This is a genomic window from Nocardia lijiangensis NBRC 108240, from assembly GCF_001613045.1.
Lineage (GTDB): Bacteria > Actinomycetota > Actinomycetes > Mycobacteriales > Mycobacteriaceae > Nocardia > Nocardia lijiangensis.
The window spans coordinates 1-15,487 of the sequence record NZ_BDBP01000106.1; the positions used below are offsets into that span (position 1 = coordinate 1).

A 15,487-nucleotide genomic window follows, 5' to 3' on the forward strand; every position below is an offset into this window, starting at 1 on the left:
CGTGGCGCCCGAGCCGGCCGCGGCGCTGTAGGTCACCGCCCGCGCGACGTCGACCACCGCGCCCGCCACGGACCTTCCGTTGCGCATCGCGGCCACCGAGACGGCGTATCCGGGGATGCCGTAGAGGAAGTTGACGGTGCCGTCGATCGGGTCGACCACCCAGTGCACCGCGTCGTCGTCGGCGGACAGGCTGCCGCCGCCTTCCTCACCGAGAATCGGGTCGCCGGGGCGGCGCTCGGCGAGCAGCGCGCGGATCAGCTGCTCGCTCTCGGTGTCCACCACGGTCACCGGGTCGGTGGCGTGGCCTTTGGTCTGCACGGCCCCGTCGGCCGCGGCTCCCGCCGGGCCGAACACTTCGGGGCGGCGGGCGCGCACGTGCGCGGCGGCTCGCTCGGCGAGCTCGACCGCGAGGCTGCGCAGTTCGGACGCGGTCTCCCGCGTGTCGGCGGCGGAGTCTTCGGCTACAGGGGTGGTGGATTCCGGCACGCCGTCCATCGCATCACAGATCCTCCGAGGCGCGCAGCATCGATCGCGCATTACTCTTGTCGTGCACGACACAGCGCCGTCGTCGGGCACCCCACCGCACCTGCTCCGGCGGCGACGTGGGCCCGGTGCGGCGGGCGCTGTCATCACACCGGCCAGCTATGGGAACAAGGGGTCTGCCATGTCCGCTCGGGGGCACGCATTCGGTATCGACATCGGTGGCAGCGGCGTCAAGGGCGGCGTCGTCGACCTGGCCACCGGCGAGCTGGTGCACGAGCGGATCAAGATCGCGACCCCGCATCCCTCGACCCCGCAGGCCGTCGCCGACGCGGTGGCCAAGCTGGTCGCCGAGGCCGACTGGTCCGGTCCGGTGGGCATCACGATGCCCGCCGTGGTGCTCGACGGCGTGACGCGCACCGCCGCCAATATCGACAAGACCTGGATCGGCACCGACGCGCGCGCCCTGTTCTCCGAGGCGCTCGGCGGCAGGCCGCTGACGGTGCTCAACGACGCGGACGCGGCCGGACTCGCCGAGGACCGCTACGGCGCGGCGCAACAGTTCGACGGGCTGGTGCTGCTACTGACCTTCGGCACCGGCATCGGCTCGGCGCTGCTGTACAACGGCACGCTGGTGCCCAACAGCGAACTCGGCCACCTCGAGATCGGCGGCATGGAGGCCGAGCACCGCGCCGCGGCGTCGATCAAGGATCGCAACGGCCTCAGCTACGAGCAGTGGGCCGCAGAGGTCAGTACCGTACTGATCGGTCTCGAGAACCTGTTCTGGCCGAATGTGTTCGTCGCGGGCGGCGGCATCAGCCGCGACGCCGATCAGTGGATTCCGTTGCTGACCAACCGAACTCCGGTGGTTCCCGCCCATCTGCGCAATACCGCGGGCATCGTCGGCGCGGCCATGGCGATCGACGCGGGTATCGTCCCGTGACCCGCGCGAGCAACGACGCGGAAAACGCGCCAGGCGGGCGTGCGACAAGTGGCATCGTGCCGTGAGTACCCTGGTTGGATCGTTACAATGGAACATGCCCGGCGGTGAGCCGGAGAAACCCGACCGGCCCTCCGCCGGTGAAACCCGACAGACCGCTCCGCCGGAACACCACTCTGGCGTGACGCCGCACGAGACCGTCACGAAAGGGCGTACGTGGTAGCCACGACCCGTCAGACCGCCGAATCGGCCGACGCCGACTCCGAAGATGTAACCGCAGCACGGCCGGTCCGCAAGGCTGCCGCCAAGAAGGCCCCGGCCAAGAAGGCGGCGGCCAAGAAGGCGCCCGCGAAGAAGGCCGCGGCGAAGAAGGCTCCCGCGAAGAAGGCCGCCGCCAAGAAGGCGGGCCCGGACGGCGAGCCCGGCGCCGAAGAGACGATCGAAGACGAGGCTCTCGACCTCGAGGATCTGGACGATCTGGAGGTCGACGAGGGCGAACTCGCCGACGACGCGGACTTGGCGGACGACACCGCCGAGGACGCCGCCGACGAGGAAACCGAAGCCGAGGGCGCCGAGGAGCCGTCGGCGAAGGACAAGGCCTCCGGCGATTTCGTCTGGGACGAGGAGGAGTCCGAGGCGCTGCGCCAGGCGCGCAAGGACGCCGAGCTCACCGCCTCCGCCGACTCGGTGCGTGCCTACCTCAAGCAGATCGGCAAGGTCGCGCTGCTCAACGCCGAGGAGGAGGTCGAGCTCGCCAAGCGGATCGAGGCCGGTCTCTACGCGGCGGAGAAGGTGCGCGAATTCGCCGAGGCGGGCGAGAAGCTGCCGGTCGCGATGCGCCGCGATTTCAACTGGATCGTGCGCGACGGCAACCGGGCCAAGAACCATCTCCTCGAGGCCAACCTGCGACTCGTCGTGTCGCTGGCCAAGCGCTACACCGGCCGCGGCATGGCGTTCCTGGACCTGATCCAGGAGGGCAACCTGGGTCTCATCCGCGCGGTGGAGAAGTTCGACTACACCAAGGGCTACAAGTTCTCTACGTACGCCACCTGGTGGATCCGGCAGGCCATCACCCGCGCCATGGCCGACCAGGCCCGCACCATCCGCATCCCGGTGCACATGGTCGAGGTCATCAACAAGCTCGGCCGCATCCAGCGCGAGCTGCTCCAGGACCTGGGCCGCGAGCCCACGCCGGAGGAGCTGGCCAAGGAAATGGACATCACGCCGGAGAAGGTGCTGGAGATCCAGCAGTACGCGCGTGAACCGATCTCGCTGGACCAGACCATCGGCGACGAGGGCGACAGCCAGCTCGGCGACTTCATCGAAGACTCCGAGGCCGTGGTCGCGGTCGACGCGGTGAGCTTCACCCTGCTGCAGGATCAGCTGCAGTCGGTGCTGGAGACGCTGTCCGAGCGCGAGGCGGGCGTGGTCCGGCTGCGCTTCGGCCTCACCGACGGCCAGCCGCGCACCCTCGACGAGATCGGTCAGGTGTACGGGGTCACCCGTGAGCGCATCCGTCAGATCGAGTCCAAGACGATGAGCAAGCTGCGCCACCCCAGCCGCTCCCAGGTGCTGCGCGACTACCTGGACTGACACCGCACGGACCTTCGGGCCCGCATTCCCCTGTGCCGCTTACCCTTTCGGCGGCGGACGGGAGTGCGGGCCCGTTGTCGTTCGTGCCGCGCCACCGTAGAGCGCGCTATACCACTTTCCAAATGGAACCAAAACACGAAGGTGATCCAAAACACTTCGGGGAACACGTCTTTGCGACCCGAGCTGTCGTACAGTGACGCACAAGTTTTTCAGTCGCCGGGCGGTCTCGGCCCAGCCATGGGGATCACGTGCACGACATTCACCACTTCAGCTACGGGTGGCTGACACCCCTGCTGGCCTACATCATGTCCTTCACCGGGTCACTACTCGGATTGCAGTGTGCCGCACGGGGTCGTGGGGCGCAGGGCAGGGCGGGCTGGCTGGTACTCGCCGCGTTCGCCATCGGCGGCACCGGCATCTGGGTCATGCATTTCATTGCGATGCTGGGCTTTTCGATCAGCGGCGTGGAGATTCGCTACGACGTCCCGCTCACCCTGCTAAGCGCCGCGACCGCGATCATCGTGGTCGGCATCGGGCTGTTCCTCGTGGTGACGCCGCAGCCGACGCTGGCCGCCCTGCTCACGGGCGGCGCCGTCACGGGGGTCGGCGTGGCGGCCATGCACTACGTCGGTATGTTCGCGATGAAGTCGAGCGCGACCATCCGCTACGACTTGGCGATGGTGGCGCTTTCGGTGGCGATCGCGGTCGTCGCGGCGACCGTGGCATTGTGGTTCACGTTGCGGGTCAACGGTTTTCTCGCCACCACCGGCGCGGCCGCGATCATGGGTCTCGCCGTGTGCGGCATGCACTACACCGGCATGGCCTCGATGCACGCGCACGACTCGGGCCACGACGGGCCGGTCGGAGGCACGGGGGCGATGCAGTTGCTCGCGCCGCTGATCGTGGGCATCAGCATCGTGACGATGCTGCTGTTGATCGCGGTGAGTCTCACCTCGATCGAGCACGACATCGATCTGCCGCCGCTGCGCGCGGCCGCCGTCCGCCCCGCCGCCGAGGACCTCGCGCCGACACCCCGGCGGGCCGCCGCCGTGCGACCCGCCACCGAGCACCGCGCGACTCCGCCGCAACGGCCCGGCACCGCGGGATCCGCCGCCGGACACCTCACGGCTCCAGCACTGCATGCCGCCACCATGAGACCTGCCGCCGAACACCCCGCAACTCGAGCACTACACGCTGCCACCACGGGACCCGCCGCCGAACACCCCGCAGCTCCGCTATCGCGGGCCACCACCACCGGGCCCACAGCCGAACACCCCGCAACTCCACCGCTGCACCCTGCCGCCCCGGGACCCGCCGCCGAGCACCTCGCGGCGCTGCTATCGCGGGCCACCACCACAGGATCCCCGGACGAGCAATTCACCGCTCCACCGCTGCATGCCGCCATCACCAGACCCGAGGGCAACCACCTCACAACTCCACCGCCGCATGCCGCCACCACGGCGCCCCCCGCCGAACACCCCGCAACTCCACCGCCGCATGCCGCCACCACCGGACCTGCCGCCGAACACTTCGCTACTCCACCGGCCCGTCGGGAGCCCCAGCCGAAGTCGCCTCCGGTCTCCGCGGCGCCGAACAGCGGGACACCGTACTGGCCTACGACCCGCGACGTTCCACGCCGGAAGTAGTACGGCGCACCCCTGGGCGGGCCCGCCTACAGCCCCGATCGCTACAGGCGCGCGGCCCTTCGCCAGCCAAGCCGGACGCCACCGTCATCGCGATCCCGATCCGGTGCGGGGGCTGGTGGCCTCCGTGTTCTGGGCCGAGGGCGACTTTCCGTGGCTGATCATCCATCGGCGCCACGCTGCTCACCGGCATCGGTCACGCCATCGCAAAGCGGCCTCGTTCCGCTGTGCGTGACCATCGCTGTGGACGTCGACCCAGCTACAGGTTCACGGCCGCGCCCGCCGCGATGGCAGTCCGATTTCGCGACATCGTCCGGATGGTCTGGGCGGCGCTCGTCGCGGCGATCTGAATCGGGCTCGCCTTCACCGACTACGGCCACCTGCGCGCGGCCCTCGTCGGTCTCTCGGCAGACGGGATCACCACCGCCTTCCGGACCCGCGCCGAACGCCGAAGCGCGCTAAGCCGGGACCGCGGGGCCGGGCTCGGGTCGCACGAAACGCACCACGGGCTCCACCACGCGCGCCGCGATCGGACCGAGGACCGCCATCAGCAGCACATAGGCCGAGGCGAGTGGGGCCAAGTCACTGTCGACCGCGCCCACGCTCACCGCCAATCCCGCGATGACGATCGAGAATTCGCCGCGCGCCACCAGCGCCGCACCCGCCCTGGCACGGCCCATCCGCCGGATGCCCTGCCTGCCCGCGGCCCACCACCCGGTCGCGACCTTGGTCACCGTGGTGACCACGGCCAGCAGCACCGCCCAGCCGAGCACCGGCGGGATCGCGCGCGGGTCGGTGCTCAACCCGAAGGCGACGAAGAAGATGGCCGCGAACAGATCCCGCAGCGGCTCCAGCAGTTTCGCGGCCTGGTGCGCCGTCGATCCGGAGATCGCGATGCCGAGCAGGAACGCGCCGACCACCGCCGAGACGTTCAGCGCCGAGGCGACGCCCGCCACCAGCAGCGCCGCGCCGAGCAACTTGAGCAGGAACACCTCGTTGTCGGAGCTGTCCACGACCGCCGACACGTAGCGGCCGTACCGCAGCGCCACCAGCAGCACCAGCGTGATCGTCGTCAGCGCGAGGGCGAGCCCCCGCAGTCCGCTCAGGAAGCTCAGTCCCGCGAGCAGGGAGGTGAGGATCGGCAGGTACACCGCCATGGCCAGATCCTCGAACACCAGAATCGAGAGCACGACCGGGGTTTCGCGGTTACCGAGCCGCCCCAGATCGTCGAGCACCTTGGCGACGATGCCCGAGGAGGAGATGTAGGTGACTCCGCCCATGGTGATCGCGCCGACGATGCCCCAGCCGAGTAACAGCGCCACCACCGCGCCGGGGATCGCGTTGACGACGATGTCGACCAACCCCGCGGGCCAGGATCGTCGCAGACCGGTCACCAGCTCGGCGGCGGTGAATTCCAGGCCGAGCAGCAGAAGCAGCAGCACGACACCGATCTCGCCGGCGACATGGCCGAATTCGTTCGCCTCGGTGAGTTCGATGAACCCGCCCGACCCGAACGCCAATCCCCCCAGCAGATACAGCGGGATCGGCGACATGCCGAACCGTCCCGCCACCCGCCCCAGCATGCCGAGAGCGAAAAGTACCGCTCCGAGCTCGAGGAGGGCGAGCGCGGGAGTGGTCACAGGTCAACCGTGCGACAGGATCTTCGCGGCGGCGTCCAAGCCGTCGGGGGTGCCGACGACCACGAGCAGGTCGTCGGCGGCGAAGGTGAAATCGGGTCCGGGCGAGGGATGCAGCTGACCGGCGCGCATCACCGCGACGATCGAGACCTTGGTGCGGGTGCGCATCGCCGTCTCGCCGAGGGCGCGGCCGTCGTACGGCGAATCGTCGGCGATCGGCAGCTGCCGGGTGGTGATGCCGGGCAGGTCGCGATGGTCCTCGCGGAGTTGGGCCACCAGTTGCGGGGCGCCGAGCAGGTTGGCGAGCACCGCCGCCTCGTCGCTCGTCAGCGGCACCTGCGCGGCGCACGCGTCCGGGTCGTCGAGTTTGGAAACGATCAGATCGATGCTTCCATCGCGGTGGTCGACCACGCCGATCCGGCGGCCCGACCGGGCCTCGAAGTCTTTGCGTACCCCGATACCAGGTAGTGCGGTGACGTCGACGTTCACTTGTTCAGCCTAACTCTTGAAAGATTCGACCAGCGGCAAGGCCGCCGATGGCGCCGCGATGAGAGCCAGCTCGGGAACCACCATCACAAGGCAGTACCCGGCCGGCAGTGCCACCGAACCTCCGACCGCGCGTCATTACTTCGGCGGACCCGCGCCCGTCCGCGCGTGTGCTGTGATGAGTCGGTGAAGCAGTGGAACGCGTTGTCGGCGACCGCGCAGGACGCGCTGGTGGCGGCCTCCGCGTTCCTCTTCGGCGCGATCCTGTACCTGTCCGGGCTGTACCCGATGGCCAGCCGCAGCGGCGACCCGTCGCTCGGCGTCCGGTTCGGTGTGCTCGCGGTGCTGTGCGCGGCGTCGCTGCTGCGGCGGCGGGTGCCGCTGGCGGCCCTGCTGGCGGGCCTGGTTCCGCTCGGCATCGATCTGGCGCTCGGCGCGACGGTGCCGGTGTGGATCATCCACTCGGATCTGATCTATGCGTCCGTCCTGTACGGCACGCGCACGGTCTCGCGTTGGGTGGCGATCGGCTGCGCCGCGCTGTCGTCGGTGCTCGCCGTCGCGGTGTTCACGCTGACCGGCGACTGGCGGGTGCTGGTGCTCGCGGTCGCGGCGGCGGCCACCTTCGTCGGCACGCCGATCTGGTGGGGGCTGTCGGTGCGGACCCACAAGGAGATCGCCGAGGCCGAACGCGCGCGAGCGCAGGCGATGGCTCTGGTGGCGGAGCTGGATCGGCGCGCGGCCGTCGCCGACGAGCGCAAGACGATGGCACGCGATCTGCACGACGTCATCGCGGGGCACCTCTCGGCGATCGCGATCCAGTCCGAGGCGGCGCTCGGCGTGCTGACCCGCCGGGATCCCGATCCCGCGATCACCGGGATCCTCGGATCGATCCGCGCCAACAGCGTCAGCGCGCTCCAGGAGATGCGCACCATGATCGGTCTGCTGCGCCGCGACGACGGTGCGGAGGACGAGCCCGCCGCCCCGCGCACGCTGGCCCAGCTGCCGATGCTGGTGGACGCCGCCCGGTCGGCGGGAACGTCGGTGCGCGTGGCCGATTCACTGGACGACACGCCGCTGCCCAGCGCGGTGGACCAGGCCGCCTACCGAATCATCCAGGAGGCGTTGACGAATGCGATGAAGCACGCGCCCGGTCAGCGCGTCGACATCGCGGTGCGCGCCGATCCGGCGACACTCGACGTCTCGGTGCGCAATCCGGCGCGTGCCGTGACGGTTTCGTCCGAGCCCGCCGATTCCGCGGCGACGCGCCGGGGTCTGGTGAACATGCGCGAGCGCGCCGCGGCGCTGGGCGGCAGCTTCACCGCCGGACCGGACGCGGGCGACTGGACGGTGCGCGCCCGGCTGCCGCTCGGCCTGCCGGAGCCGAGCGCGGGCGAGGCGCGGGGCTATCGGGAGATGCCGGAGCCGAGGGCAGGCGAGGCGCGGGCATGAGCGAACGCCTGCGAGGCGCGGGCATACCCCGAACAGCGGAGGTGGCATGACGATTCGCGTGCTGATCGCCGACGATCACGGCGCGATCCGCGCCGGGTTGCGGATGATCCTGGACAGCACCGAAGGCATCGAAGTGATCGGCGAGGCCGCCGACGGCGATATCGCGGTGGCCCAGGCGAAGGCGCTGCGGCCCGATGTGGTGCTGATGGATGTGCGGATGCCCGGCGTGGACGGCATCACCGCCACCGAGCGCATCACCGCCGATGCCCTGGCGCGGGTGCTGATCCTCACCACCTTCGATCTGGACGAGTACGTCTTTCGCACCTTGCGCGCGGGCGCGTCCGGCTTCGTGCTGAAATCCACGTCGGGACAAGCACTCGTCGACGCGGTGCGCGCGGTCGACGCGGGCGACGGGGTGCTGGCGCCGGAGGTCACCCGTGCCGTGATCGCCGCGTTCGCGTCCACCGCCGCCGACGTCGAACCCGCCGCACCGGACGGGTTCGCCGATCTCACCGAACGCGAACGCGAGGTCCTCGACTGCCTCGGCGACGGTCTGTCGAACGCGCAGATCGCGGCGCGGCTGTTCATCGGGGAGACCACGGTGAAGACCCACGTCTCGCGCGTGCTCACCAAACTCGGTGTGCGGTCCCGTGTTCAGGCCGCGATTCTCGCGCGGCAGGCACGCGAGCGCTGATCGGCGGCACTCAGCCCGTCAGCGGTGCGAAGGTGCCGTCCGGGCCCGGTGTGTACTCGTCCACCGATGTGACGGTGCTCACAGGGAGTGGTCCGTAGAGGTGAGGGAACAGCATCGACTCCGGATCCGTCGGCACGCCCGGCTCCCATTTCACCGGATCCACGAGCAGATTCGCGTCGATACGCAAGAGCACCAGGTCACGACGGCCGGCGAAGAGCCGGTTGGCGGGCAGGTGCGCCTGCTGCGGTGTGGACAGGTGAACGAAACCGACCTCGGCCAACGACGGTGGCCGATGCTCGCCAGTTTGCCGCGCGTTGCGCCACTCGGGCAAAGTACAGATGTGAACCAGCGTGTGAGTGTCGTAGGTCACGGGTAATCTCCCAACAGACCAACTGGATAGGCGTGTTCGTGGGGTGATCGAGTGCCGTCCGATCCCCGAGCTGGGATGTTCGCCATGAGCGAAATCCCAGGTCGTGTTAGAGAAAACACACAGAATCACTTGCGGGAACAATGCCCCCGTCCCGAACGTCTGACAGAGTAGTCATACCACTGCTGGGAAGTAGCGGTAGCGAGCTCGTGGTGAGTGACCACGGGCCCCACACCAGGTGAACGGACTGTAGTGCCGGGAGCCAGGACGGAGGAGTCATGCCAGGAACCCTGACAAGCACCCCACTGACCGCGGTCGATCGTTGCGACCGTTGCGGGGCGGCTGCCCGAGTGCGTGCCGTTCTGCCCGCAGGTGGAGAGTTGCTCTTCTGCCAGCATCACGCGAACGAACACATGGATCGGCTGCGTGAGCTCGAGGCCGTGATCGACACGGAGTCGGCTCCCGCCCTCTGACCGGTTTTCGCTTCCCGACACAACAGCATCGAACAACAGAACACAGCTTCCGCAGCGGGCGACGAAATGTCGCCCGCTGCGGGCGTGTTCGAGACTCTGCGTCACAGTGTTCTAGGTCACATCAGCTCGCGCCGAGCTCGGCGAGGATCCCGTCCAGCAGCCTGCTCACCCCGAACTCGAAAGCGCCGTCCGGATCCGCGGGCGCCTGATACCGCTCCCCCACCGCCGCGCCGACCCGTCCGGCGAGCGGGAACTCCCCGAGCGGCATGACCCGGGCCAGCTCGGGACCGTACCGCTCCCACCACTGCGCGTCGGTCAGCTCCGCCGCGCCGCGGGCCGCGGCCACCGCCATCCGCGCGTTCCCGGTGGCGAATTCGGTCAGCACCGCGATCGCCCGGTCCATCGCGAGGTCCGTGAGACCGATTCCCTCGATGGCCGCCAGCTGACGCTCGTAGCGCCGCATCCGGCCCGGCCCGAGCACCGCGCGCCACGGCGACACCTCCAGCAGCCACGGGTGCGCCAGCACCTCGGCACGGGCCTGGCGCGCGATCTCGGCCATCCGCTCGCGCACCGGCAGCGTCGCGGGAATGGGCACGTCCTCCGCGGCGACGGCGTCGACCATCAGTACGGCCAGCGCTTCCTTGCTCGGCACGTAGGTGTACAGGCTCATCGGCCGCAGGCCCAGCTCGCCCGCGACCGCGCGGATCGACACCTTCTCGTACCCGTCACGGTCGGCCAGCGCCACGGCCGCCGCGACCACGGCGTCGACGCTGACCGTCTGCTTCGGCCCGCGCCCGCCCGCGCGCGGCGGCAGCGACTGCCGCCACAGCAGGTGCAGCAGTTGTCGCGCCTGGTCGTCGTCGCTCTGCTCGGGCAAGGGACTCCTCGGAACAAACCCGGTACGGTCTACGTTGTCACGATACTCCGTACGCCATACGACGATCTAGGGGTTCGCTCTGCCCAGCACACAAGCCACCTACCTGCCCGACCGTCACCTCTTCGCACTGTGGACCTGGACCGGTCGCGGCACCGGACGCGCGCCCGCCGATCTCGGCGACCGGGAGACCCTCACGCTGGCGCTGCCGATCGGGCCGCGCGGGGCCATCGAAATCACCGAGGTCGACTGCGCGCTGATCTCGCCCGCCGATCTCGCCGCGCTGGATTCGAGCAACGGTTCGCCCGTCGAGGGTCACTCGAATCGGGCGCCTTCGGCGGACTCGATCGCGACGACATCCACCGACCCATCCCCCGCACCACGGCCGCCCGCCGAGGACAGTCACTCGGATCGCACGCACTCGGCCGGCTCGATCCCGGCGAAGACCGCCGACCAATCCTCGGCATCGCCACTACCCGACACGGGCCCCTCGCTGCGAGCCTGGCAAACGGTCCTGCGCCACGCCGAACCCGTCGACGCACTGCCCGCAGCCGCCCACGCCGTACCGGACGCCGCGGGCACCGCGATCGTGTCCGCCGCCCGCGCGCTGCGAACCCTGTTGGACACGGAGGCGGTGGCCGCCGACCTCGCGACGACGCTGCACGCCGACCTGCGCCCCTATCAAGCGCGCGGGGTCGGCTGGCTGACCGAGACCACCGCGGCCTTCGGCGGTGCGGTGCTCGCCGACGAGATGGGTCTCGGGAAAACCGTGCAGGCCATCGGTTTTCTGCTCGGGCGTGCGACCGAAGGCGCGCAGCTGGTGGCCTGCCCGACCTCGCTCGTCGGAAACTGGGCGCACGAGATCACCCGTTTCGCACCGGATCTGCACCCGATCGGCTGGCGCGGCGGCGAGCTGACCGCGGGCCCCGGTGACGTCGTCGTGGTCGGCTACCCGATCCTGCGGCTGCACGGTCACGTGCTCGCCGAACACGGCTGGGCGACCGCGGTGTTCGACGAGGCACAGGCGTTGAAGAACCCGCGCACCCAGCTCGCCAAGGCCGCCCGCGCCCTCGTCAGCCCCGCCAAGGTGGCGCTGACCGGCACGCCGATGGAGAACCACCTCGAAGAACTGTGGGCGCTGCTGCACCTGGTCACGCCGCGCCTGTTCGCCCATCGCGGTCAGTTCCGCCGCCGTTTCGTCCGCCCCGTCCAGGAGGGTTCGGCCGCGGCCGCAGCCCGGCTGCGCGACGCCATCGAACCGGTCGTGCTGGCGCGCAAGAAGTTCCAGGTCGCCGCCGCGTTACCCGCCAAGATCCACACCGATCTGCTCTGCGATCTGACCGCCGAACAGGAGACGCTCTACGACCGGCTGCTGGATCGGGCCATCGACGACGGCTTCGGTTCCGGGGCGCAACGTCAGAGCCGCGTGCTCGCCGCACTGACCGCGCTCAAGCAGGTGTGCAACCACCCCGGGCTGGTGACCGGCGACCTCGCCGAGCTGCCCGGCCGGTCGGGCAAGCTGGATCTGTGCACCGACATCGTGGCCACCAACCTCGAGACCGATTCGCCGACACTGATTTTCACCCAGTACCGGCAGACCGGTGAGCTGCTGGTCCGCCATCTGGCCGAACAGTTCGGCGTCACCGCGCCGTTCTTCCACGGCGGGCTGAACCAGGCCGAGCGCGCGGCGATCGTGCGCGATTTCCAGGCCGCGGACGGACCGCCGGTGCTGGTGCTGAGCCTGCGGGCGGCGGGCACCGGGCTCACCCTGACCCGCGCCGCCGACGTCGTCCACTTCGACCGCTGGTGGAATCCCGCGGTGGAGGCGCAGGCCTCCGATCGGGCGCACCGCATCGGTCAGACCCGCACGGTCACCATCACCACCCTCACCTCCGGCACCACCGTCGAGGAGCACATCGCGCGCATGCACGACCGCAAATCCGCGCTGACCGACCTGTCGGACTCGGCGGGCATCGCGGCGCTGGCCCGCCTCGACGACGACCAGCTGGTCGAGATCCTGCGACGGAAGCGAGAGAACTGATGGCGGACAACGAATTCGGCTACACCGCCTGGGGCAGGGACTGGGTGCGGCTGGCCGAACCGCTGCGCCAGACCCGGCCGGATCCGCTGCTGCCCCGCGCCCGCACCATCGCCCGCAATCAGGGCATCCAGGCCACCGTCGAAGGCCGCATTGTGCGCGCGCACCTCCATCGCGGCGGGCAGGCCTCGGTGACACATCTGGAGGTCGCGCCGCTGACCCGCAGGGCGGTGGCCGCGATCGCCGCGGTGATCCCGGATCCGACGCTGCTGACCGACGAGATGCATCGCGCGCTCCGCACCGCTGGCGTGGCTCCGGCGCCGGAGCTCGCGGCCGTCGACTGCTCGTGCTCGGCGCGCACCGAGCGCTGCGTCCACGTGCTGGCGACGCTGTACGACATCGCGCGCCGGGTCGACGAGAACCCGCGGCTGGCGCTGGACATCCAAGGGTATTTCGAAGCGGCGCACAGCGATTCGGAGGTCCGTGCCGAACAGTCGCGCTGGACGCCGATCAACACGCTGGACCCGGGCTGCTTCTTCGAGCTCGCCTGAGGCCAGAGCTCAGGCCGCTGGACGGTGCGCGCGGAAGCGGAAACTGGTTGTCCCAGTCTCGATCTCGACGTCGGTGAACCCGGCGCGGGTCAACCGTTCGCCCGCGCCGTCCGGGGGCACCGGAACACAGGTGTCACCCAGGTGCAGCAGCCGGAATCCCCAGCACCAGATCGCTTGGGCCGCACGGGGAGTCATCACGGTCGAGACCGACCACGGGCACTGGGTGCTGCCGCCGACGCGGGCGCTGTGGATTCCCGGCGGCCACCCGCATCGCACCGGCACCGCCGAGGGCGCCGCCATACGCGGAATCTTCATCGAGCCCGACCGCTGCCCGGTGACCTACCCCGCGCCGACCATGGTGCGGGTGACCCCGTTGCTGCACGAACTGTTCGATCACCTCACCGCGCCCGCGCCGGACGCGGCGCGCAGGGAACGCGCGGAAGCGGTGATCTTCGACCTGCTCGAGCCGGTGGACGTCATCCCGATCGGGGCGCGCCCGCCCGAAGATCCCCGCGCCGGAGCCGTCGCCGACGCGCTGACCCGGGATCCCGCCGACCCGCGCACGCTGGCGGAGTTCGCCGCCGCGACGGCGACCAGTTCGCGCACCCTGGCCCGGTTGTTCCTCGCCGAGACGGGCGTCGGCTTCGGGCAGTGGCGCACTCAGGTCCGCCTGGCCGCCTCGCTGCCGTTGCTCGCGGCGGGCCTGCCGATCGCCAAGATCGCGGTGCGGGTCGGGTACGCGACGCCGAGCGCCTACGTCGCGGCCTTCCGGCGGACCGTCGGCGTCTCACCCGGCCGGTACTTCACCGGCTGAGCATCAGGCGTTGGCGCCGCTGTCCACGGTGAGAATCGCGCCGGTGATGCTGCGGCCCGCGGGACCGGCCAGAAACGCGACGGTGGCGGCGACATCGTCGGCGGTGCCGAAGCGCCCGAGCGCGGCGAAACCGACCTGAGCCGCGGCGTGTTCGCCGTCGGCCGGGTTCATGTCGGTGTCGGTCGAACCCGGCTGCACCAGGTTCACTGTGATCGACCGCGGACCGAGTTCGCGCGCCAGTGCCCTTGTGAATCCGTTGAGCGCCGACTTGCTCAGGTTGTAGAGCGCGAGGCCGCCGAACGGGGCGTGATCGGTGAGGTTGGTGCCGATGCCGATGATCCGGCCGCCCTCGGTCATGTACCCGACGGCGGCTTGGGCGCCGACGAACGCGGCGCGGGCGTGCACGTTCAGCGCCCGGTCGATCTCCTCGACCGTGAACTCCTCGAAGGGCTTGCTCGGGAAGATCCCCGCGTTGTTCACCAGCACGTCGAGCCCGCCCAGTTCCGCGGCGGCGCGGTGCACCGAGTCCGCCACCGCGCCAGCGTCGGCGCTGTCGGCGCGCAGCGCGATCGCGCGCCTGCCCAGCGCCTCGACCTCGGCGACCACGGATTTCGCTGCGGCCTCGGCGCTCTGGTAGGTCAGCGCGACGTCCGCGCCCGCGGCCGCCAGCCGCCGGGCGATGGCCGCGCCGATCCCCCTGCTGCCGCCGGTCACCAGTGCCACCTTGCCGGTCAGGTCGGACATCGGTCCTCCTTTAATTTTGTGTCGATCAGTACATAAATAGCTAAGCCCACCGCCCCGGCGCCGTCAAGGGGTATATTTAACGATCGGCACAGAAAGGAAAGACGCTGTGGCAGAACGGGGTCGTCCCCGCGCCTTCGACCGCTCGGTCGCGCTGCGCCGGGCTATGGAGGTGTTCTGGGAGCACGGCTACGAGGGCGCGTCGATGGGCGATCTCACCGCCGCGATGGGGATCAACTCGCCCAGTCTCTACGCCGCGTTCGGCGGCAAGGAGGCGCTGTTCCGGGAGGCCATCGAGTTGTACGGCCGCACCGACGGCGGCTACACCGACCGTGCCCTGCGCGAGGAGCCCACCGCACGCGCCGCCATCGAGGCGATGCTTCGCGACAATGCCGCGGCCTACACGGCCGGGGACAAACCGCACGGCTGCATGGTGGTGCTGGCCGGGGCGACCTACACGACCCGCAATACCGGCGTGCGCGACTTCCTCGCCGAAAAGCGCAGGGAGAACACCGAAGACATCCACGCGCGCCTGCGCCGCGGGGTCGCCGAGGGCGACCTGCCCGCGCAGATCGACACCGCGGCGCTGGCCGCGTTCTACACGACGGTGCTCTACGGACTGTCCATCCAAGCCAGGGACGGCGCGGCGCTGGACGAACTCACCCGCTCCATCGACTGCGCGATGGCGGCCTGGCCCGGGGGCTGAG

Annotated in this window: 16 protein-coding genes; 10 read left to right on the forward strand and 6 right to left on the reverse strand. The window is 70.2% G+C overall.

Annotated elements, in window-relative coordinates:
- Positions 1–495 (reverse strand): inositol monophosphatase family protein (locus NL1_RS30765; protein ID WP_281180879.1); only part of this gene is annotated, 495 nt, incomplete at its 3' end.
- Positions 496–664: 169 nt separating this feature from the next.
- On the opposite strand from NL1_RS30765, the gene ppgK reads away from it, so the two are divergent.
- The 3 genes from ppgK (at position 665) to NL1_RS40070 (ending at position 4,659) form a co-directional block, all read left to right on the forward strand.
- The gene (gene ppgK / locus NL1_RS30770) at positions 665–1,423 is read left to right on the forward strand and encodes a polyphosphate--glucose phosphotransferase (RefSeq protein WP_067846794.1); all 759 of its coding nucleotides are present in this window, start codon (positions 665–667) and stop codon (positions 1,421–1,423) included.
- Positions 1,424–1,636: 213 nt separating this feature from the next.
- Complete coding sequence (locus NL1_RS30775; protein WP_067846797.1) at positions 1,637–3,013, forward strand: RNA polymerase sigma factor; 1,377 nt, start codon at positions 1,637–1,639, stop codon at positions 3,011–3,013.
- 248 nt (positions 3,014–3,261) lie between these two features.
- Positions 3,262–4,659 carry an MHYT domain-containing protein gene (locus tag NL1_RS40070; RefSeq protein ID WP_218024512.1) on the forward strand — a complete coding sequence of 466 codons (1,398 nt, stop codon included), beginning with the start codon at positions 3,262–3,264 and terminating at the stop codon, positions 4,657–4,659.
- A gap of 455 nt (positions 4,660–5,114) precedes the next feature.
- Here NL1_RS40070 and NL1_RS30785 read toward each other — a convergent pair whose 3' ends face one another.
- Both NL1_RS30785 and NL1_RS30790 read right to left on the reverse strand, forming a co-directional pair.
- Positions 5,115–6,296: a cation:proton antiporter gene (locus NL1_RS30785; protein WP_067846800.1), complete on the reverse strand. Its 1,182-nt coding sequence runs from the start codon at positions 6,294–6,296 to the stop codon at positions 5,115–5,117.
- A gap of 3 nt (positions 6,297–6,299) precedes the next feature.
- Positions 6,300–6,782 carry a cation:proton antiporter regulatory subunit gene (locus tag NL1_RS30790; RefSeq protein WP_067846803.1) on the reverse strand — a complete coding sequence of 161 codons (483 nt, stop codon included), beginning with the start codon at positions 6,780–6,782 and terminating at the stop codon, positions 6,300–6,302.
- A 183-nt stretch (positions 6,783–6,965) separates the two neighbouring features.
- Between NL1_RS30790 and NL1_RS30795 the strand changes: the two genes are divergently transcribed.
- The gene (locus NL1_RS30795; RefSeq protein ID WP_245673661.1) at positions 6,966–8,228 is read left to right on the forward strand and encodes a sensor histidine kinase; all 1,263 of its coding nucleotides are present in this window, start codon (positions 6,966–6,968) and stop codon (positions 8,226–8,228) included.
- 46 nt (positions 8,229–8,274) lie between these two features.
- Complete coding sequence (locus tag NL1_RS30800) at positions 8,275–8,922, forward strand: response regulator (RefSeq protein WP_067846809.1); 648 nt, start codon at positions 8,275–8,277, stop codon at positions 8,920–8,922.
- 10 nt (positions 8,923–8,932) lie between these two features.
- On the opposite strand, the gene NL1_RS30805 is transcribed toward NL1_RS30800, so the two are convergent.
- Positions 8,933–9,292: a DUF952 domain-containing protein gene (locus NL1_RS30805; RefSeq protein WP_067846812.1), complete on the reverse strand. Its 360-nt coding sequence runs from the start codon at positions 9,290–9,292 to the stop codon at positions 8,933–8,935.
- A 275-nt stretch (positions 9,293–9,567) separates the two neighbouring features.
- Between NL1_RS30805 and NL1_RS39785 the strand changes: the two genes are divergently transcribed.
- Positions 9,568–9,762: a DUF7455 domain-containing protein gene (locus tag NL1_RS39785; protein WP_029903635.1), complete on the forward strand. Its 195-nt coding sequence runs from the start codon at positions 9,568–9,570 to the stop codon at positions 9,760–9,762.
- A gap of 121 nt (positions 9,763–9,883) precedes the next feature.
- Here the strand turns inward: NL1_RS39785 and NL1_RS30815 are convergent, their stop codons facing one another.
- Entirely contained in the window at positions 9,884–10,639 is a 756-nt protein-coding gene (locus NL1_RS30815) for a TetR/AcrR family transcriptional regulator (protein WP_067846815.1), read from the reverse strand.
- 430 nt (positions 10,640–11,069) lie between these two features.
- Here NL1_RS30815 and NL1_RS30825 point away from each other — a divergent pair, with 430 nt between their 5' ends.
- The 3 genes from NL1_RS30825 (at position 11,070) to NL1_RS30835 (ending at position 14,039) form a co-directional block, all read left to right on the forward strand.
- Positions 11,070–12,677 carry a DEAD/DEAH box helicase gene (locus NL1_RS30825; RefSeq protein ID WP_067846820.1) on the forward strand — a complete coding sequence of 536 codons (1,608 nt, stop codon included), beginning with the start codon at positions 11,070–11,072 and terminating at the stop codon, positions 12,675–12,677.
- A complete protein-coding gene (locus tag NL1_RS30830; RefSeq protein ID WP_067846823.1) occupies positions 12,677–13,225 on the forward strand; it encodes a hypothetical protein in 549 nt (182 codons plus the stop codon). Before NL1_RS30825 ends, NL1_RS30830 begins: the two co-directional genes overlap by 1 nt.
- 130 nt (positions 13,226–13,355) lie before the next feature.
- Positions 13,356–14,039, forward strand: a complete 684-nt coding sequence (locus tag NL1_RS30835) for an AraC family transcriptional regulator (protein ID WP_067846862.1) — start codon at positions 13,356–13,358, stop codon at positions 14,037–14,039.
- 3 nt (positions 14,040–14,042) lie between these two features.
- Here NL1_RS30835 and NL1_RS30840 read toward each other — a convergent pair whose 3' ends face one another.
- Positions 14,043–14,783 carry an SDR family NAD(P)-dependent oxidoreductase gene (locus NL1_RS30840; protein WP_067846825.1) on the reverse strand — a complete coding sequence of 247 codons (741 nt, stop codon included), beginning with the start codon at positions 14,781–14,783 and terminating at the stop codon, positions 14,043–14,045.
- 106 nt (positions 14,784–14,889) lie between these two features.
- On the opposite strand from NL1_RS30840, the gene NL1_RS30845 reads away from it, so the two are divergent.
- Positions 14,890–15,486 (forward strand): TetR/AcrR family transcriptional regulator, encoded by a 597-nt coding sequence (locus tag NL1_RS30845; RefSeq protein ID WP_067846828.1) that lies wholly within the window; start codon positions 14,890–14,892, stop codon positions 15,484–15,486.
- The last annotated feature ends 1 nt before the right edge of the window (position 15,487 follow it).

Excerpts from the sequence above, each read along its gene's own strand:
- ppgK (WP_067846794.1), top strand. The coding sequence starts at position 665 with ATGTCCGCTCGGGGGCACGCATTCGGTATCGACATCGGTGGCAGCGGC.
- NL1_RS30800 (WP_067846809.1), top strand. The coding sequence starts at position 8,275 with ATGACGATTCGCGTGCTGATCGCCGACGATCACGGCGCGATCCGCGCC.
- NL1_RS39785 (WP_029903635.1), top strand. The coding sequence starts at position 9,568 with ATGCCAGGAACCCTGACAAGCACCCCACTGACCGCGGTCGATCGTTGC.
- NL1_RS30830 (WP_067846823.1), top strand. The coding sequence starts at position 12,677 with ATGGCGGACAACGAATTCGGCTACACCGCCTGGGGCAGGGACTGGGTG.
- NL1_RS30840 (WP_067846825.1), bottom strand. The coding sequence starts at position 14,783 with ATGTCCGACCTGACCGGCAAGGTGGCACTGGTGACCGGCGGCAGCAGG.